Below are 10,760 nucleotides of genomic sequence, written 5' to 3'. Positions count from 1 at the left end.
TTCCGCCGAAGACGACTCTTTCGCTAAGGAAGACCCGCTGATAGATGATGAAGCCATTGTCGTTGTAACTCCCGAAAGACGGGGGTGTTGCAACGACCACTAGAACCCGCCAACAGACCTTCACCTGTGGAATGGCGGCATGGACAGCCGGGTACGTACGCCCCTGATTTTTGGTCACGAAATGAGCGGGACCGTCGCGGCCACAGGTGCCGGGATCACTGACTGGGCGGTCGGAGATCCAGTTACGGTGATGCCACTGGACTGGGACGACGATTGTCCTGCGTGCCGAGCAGGCAATCAACACATCTGCCATAATCTAAACTTCATCGGCCTCGACTCACAAGGTTCTCTTCAAAGCCGCTGGAATGTGCCAGCCACAGTCCTCTTACTCCTACCCAAATCCCTTCCACTTGACCACGCGGCCCTGGTCGAACCAACGGCCGTTGCCGTTCACGACGTAAAACGCGGCCAAGTGGTCCGCGGGGACAAAGTGCTCGTCATCGGCGGAGGACCCATCGGCATTCTCATTGCATCCGTGGCACGCGAGGTTGGCGCCGACGTAGCTGTGATGGAACTGGACGCCAACCGCCGGACGCAGACCGAGCGGCTCGGCTTCCCAGCACTGGACCCACGAACCGTCGATCAGGAAAAGTGGATCCACGACTGGACGGGCGGCGCTGGTGCCGACGTCGTCTTCGAAGTGTCCGGCTCTCCAGTCGCGGTGCTTGCTGCAACCTCACTGATCAAAGCACGAGGAACTCTCGTTGTAGTCGCGATCCATGGCACACCACGTGAAGTAGATCTGCAACGACTGTTCTGGCGCGAACTGACCATCGTCGGTGCTCGGGTATACCAGAAGGCGGATTTCCTCCAAGCGATCAAACTGCTCGACGAAGGACGTATTCCGGCAGCTACCCTCATCTCAGAGATCGTTCCACTGGCAGATACACAAACCGCCCTTGAGAATCTGGCAGCCGGCAAAGCCATGAAAATCCTTGTGGACGTCCAGGCGGGCTCATGAATCTGCCTTTCGACCTTCAAGGCAAACGGGCGTTGGTAACCGGAGCGAGCAAAGGTATCGGCTTCTGCATGGCTGAAGCGCTCGCAGCCGCGGGAGCCGACATCGTTGGCGCAAGCCGCTCCCTACCGGCCACCGGCAGCCACATTGAGGCGGCAGTGGAACGTCAGGGACGAAACTTCACCGGCATGCAGGTGGACCTGAGCTGCCGTGATGAAGCGCAGGCCTTCGCCGCGCAAGCCGCCGAAATGAACATTGACATCCTCGTCAATAACGCCGGCACCATCTACCGCGAACCAGCCGCTAGGCATTCACTAGAGAGGTGGGACGAAGCTCTGGCAGTTAACCTCACGAGTCAGTTCATTCTCACCCAGGCTTTGGGCCAACGAATGCTTGAGGTCGGATACGGCAAGATCCTTTTCACAGCGTCCCTGCTCAGTTTCCAGGGCGGCATCAACGTTCCAGGCTACACAGCAACGAAATCAGCGCTCAGTGGACTGATCAAAGCACTATCCAATGAGTGGGCAGGCTCGGGTATCACCGTAAATGGCATCGCCCCGGGGTATATCGCGACGGACAACACCCAAGCATTGCGAGAAGACCCCGACCGCGCCAGCGCGATCCTTGAACGCATCCCAGCAGGACGCTGGGGACAACCCTCCGACCTCGCCGGAGCTACTGTCTTCCTCGCTTCACACGCGTCGGACTACGTTTCGGGATGTGTACTGCCGGTGGACGGCGGATGGCTTGGGCGCTGAAATGGCCCATCTCTGGTTATGTCGTGCACTCCTGCAGTCAGGGGGGAGCCGGCGAAGCTGCAATACCCAACTTCAGACCGTAAGTCACAAGATGAAGGACTCTTGACCCTAACCTGAAGTACAGATATAAAGGACACAATTTCCTATAGAAAACCTGTTATTCAAGTAAGGACGGAACCATGGTACTTGGCTTCTCGAATCAACGGCGTACGAAAGCTCTCATTCTTCCGGTTGCCCTCGCACTCCTGCTAGCTTTTATATGGCCTTTCAGCGACTCAGGTGGACGTGCGCAGTCCACTACTGATGACAATCTTGTAGCCAACGCACCCGTCACCGCATCATCGTCGTGGTCCCAAGGCCGGCCACCGCTGGCAGTCGACGGCGACCGTGGCACCTCCTGGCAGCCGCTCAGCGGAGATCGGGAAGACGGCGAGGTTTGGATAACCGCGGATCTGGGCGACCGATCCATCTTCGATGCTGCAGACATTGTTTTCGACACCGAACCGAGCATGGTCGAGTCATATTCACTGCTGACCTCAGATGACCAAGAGAATTGGACGGTCGCGTACGATAAGACCGGGCCCGTGGCGCAGGAAGAGAAGGTTTCATTCGACCTCGCGTCTGGACGCTACTACCGTATCGTCTTCGAGGTGAACGACCCTGCGGGGGTAATTCGGGTAGCGGAACTTGGTCTTTATAACGGATCAGGTCAACCACAGCCCGAAGTCTTACGAGGCGTGGCATTCGTTGACGAAACCGGAACACCGTACGACCAATGGGGCACGATTGATGTGTCCGTCGATGAATCTGTCCAGCTGCAGCTGGAGGGCACCACGTCAGAGGGGCAACCGGCAGATCTATCGGGTGCCACTTACACCTTTAATACCTCAAAACCCGACATCATTCGCGTTGAAGAGGACACGCGCATTACTGGGCTGTCCTCAGGCATAACGCAACTCACCGCCGAGGTCACACTCGACGGCGCAACCCGCTCAGCCGTGGTTTTCGTTGACGTCAGTGACCCATCGGTTCTCGTGGCCGACCTGAAGCTAGAGCATCCGACACTAGCCCAGGAAATTGGTACTCCTGCCATTCTGGCCGAAGGCGAAGCCGTTCCGGCATTGAACGTCAACCCACTCGTGGACGTCACCGTCTCTGCGGAGCTGGCGAACCTCAGCACAGGACAAACTGTGGGAGGCTTCCAGGAGTCTCAGATTGCCGCTGGCGAGAACGAACAGTTCATCCTCACGGATGAACCCGCAGCACAAGGAACCTATGAGTTGAGGGTGCAGGTCACCGCAGACGGAACAGACCGTCAGGATGTTTTTGCTTTCACTGCAGTCAAGGAAGGTAGGGAATTCACCGGACAGAGCAAGGCTGCATTCTTGGGCAAAGACGGCAAGCTACTCGAAACTCCCGACTTCAAGGGAAACCGGATGCTCGACTTCTCGGACGCCGGATACGGAGGCGGCGGGGTTGCCCTTCCGAACACGCAGACTCGTGTGCGGGTCGAACCTGGCGACGGTGATGACTCAGCGCGCATTCAGGCTGCCATCGATGAGGTCTCGCAGCTGCCGCAGAACGCGGACGGAATTCGTGGAGCGGTTCTCCTCACGGCTGGTACCTACCAAGTCGCTGAAACACTCCTCATTGATTCTAGCGGGATTGTCCTCCGCGGCGAAGGACAAGGTGAAGACGGCACCGTACTCTTCGCCACCGGGACTAAGGTACGCAATGTGCTTGAAGTCGAGGGGACTGCCGGAGTCCGCCCACAGGCCGAAACAACCGAAGTGACCGACCTGTATGTCCCCGTCGGCAGCCGCTCATTCCATGTCGCACAGCCCGCGCAGTTCAGCGTAGGAGACAAAGTCATCGTGTCCCGCGTCGGCAACGACCGCTGGATCCACGAGATTGACATGGACACCATCGTGCCCCGCCCGGGGAACCCTGGCGCCACCCGGCAGTTTGAACCCACCAACCTCGACTTCGACCGCGTCATCACCGGCATCGATGGAAACAAAATCATCGTCGATGCACCTATCGCCAATGCCATCGAGCAGCGCTGGGGCGGCGCCATAATGACCCGTTACGATGATCCGGAGCGAATCGAAAATGTCGGTGTGGAGAACCTACGCATTGACATTGAAATTGACGAATCAAAAACTCAGACCGTTACCCAAAACGGCGAACAGGTCACCTACTACACCGATTCCGCGCATGCACAGAACGCCGTATGGATCGACAACGCGAAAAACGTATGGATTCGCGACGTCACAGGGCTTCGCAGCTCGAACGCTCTGGTGTGGGTTAATACCGGAGCGAAATGGGTCACCATTCAGGACACAACATCAATCGAACAAGCTGGGCCAGTAGCCTCAGCCCGCTCTCCCTACAACCTGAACGGACAGCTCACACTGGTCCAACGCTCCACCGCTGACGGCTCACGTCACTCATTCATCGTGCAAGCTTGGGTTCCTGGCCCGAACGTATTTCTCGATAGTGTGGCGACACGAGAGCTGAACACCAGCGAACCCCATCAGCGCTGGTCAGTGGGAGGTTTGTTCGACAACGTCACCACAGACCTAGCTATTCAGGACAGGGCATGGCTTGGTAGCGGCCATGGATGGTCGGGTGCAAACTACGTGGCTTGGAACACCGAGGGGACCCTTGTCGTTCAGCGACCGCCGACCGCAACTAATTATGCGATAGGACATGTCGGGGACAAGCGTGAAGCATTTGTACCGAACAGCGATGACCCCCGCCCTCGCATGGATGCTTACTGGGAGTCCTTCGGCGCTCATGTCGAGCCCGGGAGCTTGTACAAGCAGCAGATGATTGACCGGCTCGGACAGCAAGGCCTGGATAACATTGAGAAGCTGCCTTACGGCGGCGGTTCTCTAGATGATCCAATAGTTGCGACTGAACTTCCGCTGTTGTCGCAAGTGAAGATTGACGGAAAATTTCTTACCAACTTCGATCCGAACACGTTCGACTACGTGATTGAACTTCCAGAAAGTGCGATGATCACACCAATCGTGAAGCCGCGCGATCGTCGACATATAGTCAAAGTGGTGGAAGCCGATTCAATGCAGGGCCGTACAGTTCTGATCTCCACTGACCGTCGGGATCCAGACAAATCGGTGCGGTACAACTTCGTTTTCGTGGAAGGCTGAGCCGCTCCTTAGCGTAACTCCGTCTCCTGTCTGTAGGCATTCAGCCGCGGGCGGGGAGACGGGATTTCGTGAATTTCACGAGAAACCCTCAGCTTCGAGTTTCGAAGCGTGATTCTTTCCTTGTGCCCAGCACAGCAGCGGCAATAGCAACGATAGCAACGGGGGACCCGGCGTGCCCAGGGCGTTAAAAGCAGCCCCTTGAAGCAGCTAACCGCCACTAGATGGTAGTCAGCTTTCACTTGATTGGTGCCAAAGATTCATTCCCAGATTGATAGCGTGTTTATCGATTTCGATCAGCTCATGCTCGTTGAAGTTTGTGTTCTTGGCGGCGGCGAGGTTGTCCTCTAGCTGGTGAACACTGGAGGCTCCGACAAGGACTGATGAAACGGTGTCGTGACGTAGCGCCCAGGCGAGTGCTAGCTGTGCCAGGGTTTGGCCTCTTTCGGCGGCGATTGTGTTGAGGTCGCGTAGGCGGTCGAGGTTGTCATCGGTTAGGAACTCGGGACGCAGCGAGCCTTGCCGTGCGGCTCGTGATTGCGTCGGTACACCGTTAAGGTACCGGTTGGTGAGCATTCCCTGGGCGAGAGGTGAGAAAGCGATAAGCCCTACTCCGAGTTCATCGACGGTGCTGATGAGTTCGTCTTCGATCCACCGGTTAAACATGGAGTAGGAGGGTTGGTGGATCAGCAGCGGCGTGCCTAGCTCAGCCAGAATGGTTGCCGCTTCGCGGGTCCGTTGTGGGGAATAACTGGAGATTCCTGCATAGAGCGCTTTGCCGGATTGCACGGCGCGATGCAGAGCTCCCATTGTTTCTTCCAACGGTGTCGACGGGTCGAACCTGTGGGAGTAGAAGATGTCAACGTAGTCGGTACCTAGTCGTTTCAGGGACTGATCGAGGCTAGCGAGGAGGTGTTTGCGGGAGCCCCATTCGCCGTACGGGCCGGGCCACATGTCGTAGCCGGCTTTGGTGGAAATGATCATCTCATCTCGATAGGGCAGTAGGTCCTGCCTTAGGATGCGGCCAAAATTTTCCTCGGTGCTTCCATACGGGGGACCGTAGTTGTTCGCAAGGTCGTAGTGAGTTACACCGTTGTCGAAGGCGTGCAGGATGATGTCGCGCTGGATTTTCAGAGGGACGTCGTTGCCGAAGTTTTGCCATAGGCCAAGGGAGACTGGTGGGAGAGATAAGCCGCTGCGTCCCACCCGACGGTAGGTTTGCGTGTTGTATCGGGCTGATGGCGCTTTATAGGTATCGGTCATTTCACGCTTTCTGTATCGAGTTCCTGGACTTCTTCATTGGATAGGGGAATCTCAGTCCCTGCGGGAAGCGATTCCTGGGTGCGTACCGTCCGGCGGCCGAGCAGCACGTAGCTAAGGAATCCGAGCACCAGCGCGACGATTACGCCGAGGTTCGCGAATGCCCAGGGTCCGGTCACTCCGCCAAGGCCTAATGGTCCGAGTAGGTAGCCCTGCCAGGCGAGCCAAGGCGCGGCTGTGTTGGTCACTAGGCCCCAGCCAAGTGCTGTTAGCACGAGGATCAGCGCGATCGGCATCCATTTCACGTCGCCGTAGCGGCCTCGTTTGGTGAAGAGGTCTGTTTCGGAGTAGTCCTTTGTGCGCAGCATGATGTCGGCGAGGAAGATCCCGCACCAGGCGGCTACTGGAACCCCGAGAGTGATCAGGAATCCTTGGAACGGGCCGAGGAAGTCTGCGGCGAAGAATACGACGTAGATTGCCCCGGCGGTCATGAGGACAGCGTCGATTCCGACTGCAACCCATCGTGGTGCGCGCAGTCCTGCGTTGAGTAGTGAGAGGCCCGAGGAGTAGATGTCCATCACTGCTCCTCCTACGAGGCCGAGCACGGTGACGACGACGAAGGGTATGAGCAGCCAGGTGGGAAGGAGGGTGGCGAGGGCACCGACAGGATCTATGGCGATGGCGTCACTCAGTTCGGTTGATGACCCGGCAATGAGGAGCCCGAACATGATGAGTACGATCGGTCCCAGGCTGCTGCCCAGAGTCGTCCACCACATCACGCCTTCGCTGGAGGCGTTGCGGGGTAGGTAGCGGGAGTAGTCGCCGGCCGCAACTACCCACCCGAGTCCGTACCCGGTCATGGCGAAGAAGATTGCGCCGATGACTGCCGGCGCGTCCCCGTTGGGGAGATTGTTCAACACAGCGAAGTCGATGTTGCCGGCGGCGAAAATGATATAGACCACGGTGAGGATGCCTGCGATCCAAGTTATCGATTTTTGCATCTTCATGATCAGGTCGAAGCCCAGCATGCCTCCTAAGACGATCAGGCCGACGACCACGATCAATGCGACGATCTTCGTCGTGAGGTCGTCGTCCCAGCCGAGACGCTCAAAGATTGTCGTTGTGGCTAGCACCGCGATAGCGGCAAGAACTGTTTCCCAACCGAGCGTGAGTATCCAGGAAAGAGCAGAGGGTAGGCGGTTGCCGCGAACACCGAAGACGCTGCGGCTGACGGTCATCGTTGGCGCGGAGGCCCGTTTGCCGGAGATGGCTATGAACCCGCACAAAAGGTAAGAGATCACGATCCCGGCGATGACGACGAGAGCCGCTTGCCAGAAGGAAATCCCGAATCCGAGGATGAAGGCGCCGTAGCTGATGGAGAATACCGAGATGTTGGCGGCGAACCATGGCCAGAACAGGTCGCGCGGTTTGCCTTTCCGTTCCGCTTCGGCGATCTGATTCACACCATTGAGTTCGATGCTCAGTGAATTCGGTGGGGACTGGGCTGGCACTGGAGGACGTGCTTCTTTGGCGTTCATCTGTGCTCCTTTCAAGGGTTTGATGGGCTAGGCGGAAGGTTTCAGATCGCGTGCGGGTAGGAGCAGTTGGCGGAATGCAGAGGCATGGAACACCAGCGGGTTCAAACCGGGGTCGGCGCCTAGTGCGCGCACCTCAAGGAGCGCAACGGTGTGGTCGCCGGCCGGGAATTCGCCGGTGAATGTGGTCTCGAACCATACCGGGGCGCCTGCTATGAATTGGGCTGAGGATCCGGTTTCCCGAAGCGGGACGTCGACGAATCGCTCTTCCCGCTTTTTCGAGCCGAGCTGACGGGCGAACTCTGCTTGATCTTCACCGAGGACAGAGATGCCGATTGTGTGTGCGGTTTTGAGGATGGGCCAGGTGGATGAGGACAGCTGGATGGCGCACGAGACCAGGGGAGGTTCCATTGAGACGCCCACAGTGAAAGCGGAAGCGACCATCCCGTATGGGTTTCCGTCCAGCTCGGCGAGTAACGCCACGATTCCGGAAGGGAAGTAGGAGAACGTTTCTCGAAGTTGTCTTGAGTCGGATTCGTATCGGGGCAGTTCGGCATGCATTAGAGGTCCTTCGCGGTGCGGGTTACGAGTTCACTGGCACGGAACTGCGCGGCCGGGTGGTTGGAGGGCAGGTGGCTCTTGCCCGGGCCGAAGAGCCGCTCACGGAAGGTGCTGGTGCTGTGGTGGGTGCGAACCAGCCCCATTCTTTGCAGTTCGGGTACGACTAGCTCGACCAAGTCCAGGTACGATCCCGGTGAGACGAAGGGTGTGTAGTTGAAGCCGTCGAGGTTGGTTTCTTCCACGATGGAGGCTATTTGTTCGGCGACGTGGTTTGGTGTGCCGACGAGGATCAGTTCCCGCATTCCGCGGCGGATGAAGTCCGCCGCGGCTTCTCGAACTGAACTGTCTTTATAACGTTCAACTTGTGTGCGGCCACCCTCTGTGGTGACGGTCGAGAATGAGGCGTTGGGATCAAGCGCCGTCAGATCTACTCCTGTCATCATCGCGTAATAGCTGCGTGCCGCATCTGGGTTGACCCAAGAGAGGAACTCCTCCAACTTTTCTTCTGCTTGGGCTTGAGATGCTGCGGTGACGATTGAAAGACCGGAAATGGCTTTGATCGAATCGGCCTCACGACCCGCGCTCGTGGCGGAGGTGCGCAGATCATCGACTTGCTGTCGAAGCTTCTTCGCGTCTTTGCCTTGTAAGAAAACCAGTTCCGCGTTCGCGGCTGCGAACGCGCGGCCGGTGGAGGATGCGCCGGCTTGGGCGATGACGGGTGTTCGTTGGGGTGATGGTTCGGAGTTGAAGTAGCCGTGCGAGGTGAAGTACGGGCCCTCGTGCGAGATTGGATGTACTCGGCGCGGGTCGGCATAGACGCGCGCGTCCTTATCAGCCAGCACCGCTCCGTCTTCCCACGAGCCCTCGAACAGCTTGTAGCTGAGGTCCAGAAAGTCCTGCGCCATCGCGTAGCGCTCATCGTGCGGGACTGGCCTCCGGCCGAATAGCTCCGAGACCACTGTGCTGCTGGTGGTTACGACGTTCCAGGCGACCCGGCCACCGGTGAGGTGGTCAAGCGTCGCGAATCGACGCGCGTTAGCGTACGGCTCTTCGAAAGTGGTTGAGGTTGTGACGGCGAAGTTAAGGTCTTTCGTCGCTGCCGCGAGGGCTGGAATCAGCAACATTGGATCGTTCTTTGGGACCTCAACCGCCTGTTCGAACGTCACCTCGGGGGTCTGCCCGTTCAGCAGTGGATACCCGTAGGAGTCGGCGAGGAAGAGAAAGTCGAAGAAACCTCGTTCCAGCAGTTGCGCCAGCTCGGTCCAATAGGACAGTTCTTTGTATCGGTACGTATTTTGTTCCGGGTGCGCCCATAGCCCTTGGCTGGTTAGATTCACCTGATTAATCTCGAACGCGCCGAGGAGTATTTGTTTCATAGTTCGGTTCCTTTCGTGAGCCAAGCGTCGATTTCCTGCTGAAACCGGAGTCGTGTGTGTTCACTCATTCCTGCGGCGAGAGTCCCGGCGCGGGCGAATGATGCGATCTCGTCGTCGTCGAGCGACCAGTTCTCGCGGGCGATGGTGTATTGATCAGTGATACTCGCCTGAAACCACAGCTGGTCATCGGCGTTTAACGTGACGGGAACACCGGCGGCTTGTAGGCGTGGAGCTGGGTGCCGGTTGACATTCGGGACTAGCCCGAGAACTGCGTTGGACACCGGGCAGACGTCGCAAACGATCTGTTCGTTGGCGAGCCGTTCGAGGAGTGCTTCGCTCTCGACCGCACGGAAACCGTGAGAGATACGGCGGGCGCCCAGCTCGTCAAGTGCCTCTTCCACGCTGTCCGGGCCACCGGTTTGCCCTGCATGGCTGACAACGGTGAGGCCCGCGCTCTGAGCGATCCGGGCGGCACCTCTGTAGCGGGCGAGATTACCGGGCTCCACGAAGCCGGCTGTACCGAGCGCGGTTATCCCGCGTCCGGCGTGATCCGCGGCCACTCTGGCAAGATCTTCGGAGATTTCGAAGTTCTCGTCGGTATTGATCGTGAGGAGAGCACCGACCTCGATGCCCGCATCCTGAGAAGCTTCATCGAAAGCGTGAAGCATTGTTTTCGTTACTTGATCCAAGCTGCCAAGGCGAGGTGCGTACAGTTGAGGTTCAATCGCTGGTTCCAGATAGAACACTCCTTCAGCTGCTTCAGCGTGAACTAGCGCACGACACAGGTCAGCTAAGTCCTCATGAGACTCGACCAATTCAAGGACCGTCCCGTAACAGTCGAAGAACTCCCACACAGATGTGAACGACGGCGGAACGCGAAATCGAACGCCTCGCCGTAGGGCAAGGGCTTCGACCGCCCGGCGAGGGTAGGAACCATCCAGATGTATGTGAAGGTGCGCTTTAGGTATTGCGCTGAGCGAGCGAACTGCTTGTAGTGCAGGTGTGGAATAGCCGGGCATCATCGTCCTCAAAGCTAAGATTCGGCCGGACGAATGGTCTCGGTCCGTTGGAAAGCTTGAGAT

8 protein-coding genes and 1 pseudogene are annotated in these 10,760 nt (G+C 58.0%); 4 read left to right on the top strand and 5 right to left on the bottom strand.

The window, feature by feature from the left end; genetic code table 11:
- Positions 1-121: 121 nt before the first annotated feature.
- The 4 genes and pseudogenes from ACX80C_RS17550 to ACX80C_RS17535 all read left to right on the top strand — a co-directional run.
- Positions 122-385 (top strand): annotated as a pseudogene (locus ACX80C_RS17550) (alcohol dehydrogenase catalytic domain-containing protein); the annotation flags it as partial.
- Positions 368-1,021 (top strand): zinc-binding dehydrogenase, encoded by a 654-nt coding sequence (locus tag ACX80C_RS17545; RefSeq protein ID WP_459327744.1) that lies wholly within the window; start codon positions 368-370, stop codon positions 1,019-1,021. The pseudogene ACX80C_RS17550 and the gene ACX80C_RS17545, both read left to right, overlap by 18 nt.
- Complete coding sequence (locus ACX80C_RS17540) at positions 1,018-1,776, top strand: SDR family oxidoreductase (protein ID WP_459327743.1); 759 nt, start codon at positions 1,018-1,020, stop codon at positions 1,774-1,776. The genes ACX80C_RS17545 and ACX80C_RS17540 overlap by 4 nt, the downstream gene beginning before the upstream one ends.
- 179 nt (positions 1,777-1,955) lie before the next feature.
- Positions 1,956-4,949 carry a discoidin domain-containing protein gene (locus ACX80C_RS17535; protein ID WP_459327742.1) on the top strand — a complete coding sequence of 998 codons (2,994 nt, stop codon included), beginning with the start codon at positions 1,956-1,958 and terminating at the stop codon, positions 4,947-4,949.
- Positions 4,950-5,177: 228 nt separating this feature from the next.
- Here ACX80C_RS17535 and mgrA read toward each other — a convergent pair whose 3' ends face one another.
- Genes mgrA through add form a run of 5 tightly spaced genes read right to left on the bottom strand, consistent with a single transcriptional unit; the run spans position 5,178 to position 10,697 of the window.
- The gene (gene mgrA / locus ACX80C_RS17530) at positions 5,178-6,209 is read right to left on the bottom strand and encodes an L-glyceraldehyde 3-phosphate reductase (RefSeq protein ID WP_459327741.1); all 1,032 of its coding nucleotides are present in this window, start codon (positions 6,207-6,209) and stop codon (positions 5,178-5,180) included.
- A complete protein-coding gene (locus ACX80C_RS17525; RefSeq protein ID WP_459327740.1) occupies positions 6,206-7,744 on the bottom strand; it encodes a purine-cytosine permease family protein in 1,539 nt (512 codons plus the stop codon). Before ACX80C_RS17525 ends, mgrA begins: the two co-directional genes overlap by 4 nt.
- Before the next feature lie 27 nt (positions 7,745-7,771).
- Positions 7,772-8,302: a flavin reductase family protein gene (locus ACX80C_RS17520; protein ID WP_459327739.1), complete on the bottom strand. Its 531-nt coding sequence runs from the start codon at positions 8,300-8,302 to the stop codon at positions 7,772-7,774.
- Positions 8,302-9,678 (bottom strand): NtaA/DmoA family FMN-dependent monooxygenase, encoded by a 1,377-nt coding sequence (locus ACX80C_RS17515; RefSeq protein ID WP_459327738.1) that lies wholly within the window; start codon positions 9,676-9,678, stop codon positions 8,302-8,304. The genes ACX80C_RS17520 and ACX80C_RS17515 overlap by 1 nt, the downstream gene beginning before the upstream one ends.
- Positions 9,675-10,697, bottom strand: coding sequence for an adenosine deaminase (gene add / locus ACX80C_RS17510; RefSeq protein ID WP_459327747.1), 1,023 nt, complete (start codon positions 10,695-10,697; stop codon positions 9,675-9,677). Before add ends, ACX80C_RS17515 begins: the two co-directional genes overlap by 4 nt.
- Between the last annotated feature and the right edge of the window lie 63 nt (positions 10,698-10,760).

Source organism: Arthrobacter tecti, assembly GCF_054511355.1.
The sequence above is the reverse complement of the archived record's forward strand: the minus strand, read 5'-3'. Positions and strand labels throughout refer to the sequence as shown.

Bases quoted from the DNA above. Each gene is read 5' to 3' on its own strand.
- ACX80C_RS17540 (WP_459327743.1), top strand. From the start codon at position 1,018: ATGAATCTGCCTTTCGACCTTCAAGGCAAACGGGCGTTGGTAACCGGA.
- ACX80C_RS17535 (WP_459327742.1), top strand. From the start codon at position 1,956: ATGGTACTTGGCTTCTCGAATCAACGGCGTACGAAAGCTCTCATTCTT.
- mgrA (WP_459327741.1), bottom strand. From the start codon at position 6,209: ATGACCGATACCTATAAAGCGCCATCAGCCCGATACAACACGCAAACC.
- ACX80C_RS17525 (WP_459327740.1), bottom strand. From the start codon at position 7,744: ATGAACGCCAAAGAAGCACGTCCTCCAGTGCCAGCCCAGTCCCCACCG.
- ACX80C_RS17520 (WP_459327739.1), bottom strand. From the start codon at position 8,302: ATGCATGCCGAACTGCCCCGATACGAATCCGACTCAAGACAACTTCGA.
- ACX80C_RS17515 (WP_459327738.1), bottom strand. From the start codon at position 9,678: ATGAAACAAATACTCCTCGGCGCGTTCGAGATTAATCAGGTGAATCTA.
- add (WP_459327747.1), bottom strand. From the start codon at position 10,697: ATGCCCGGCTATTCCACACCTGCACTACAAGCAGTTCGCTCGCTCAGC.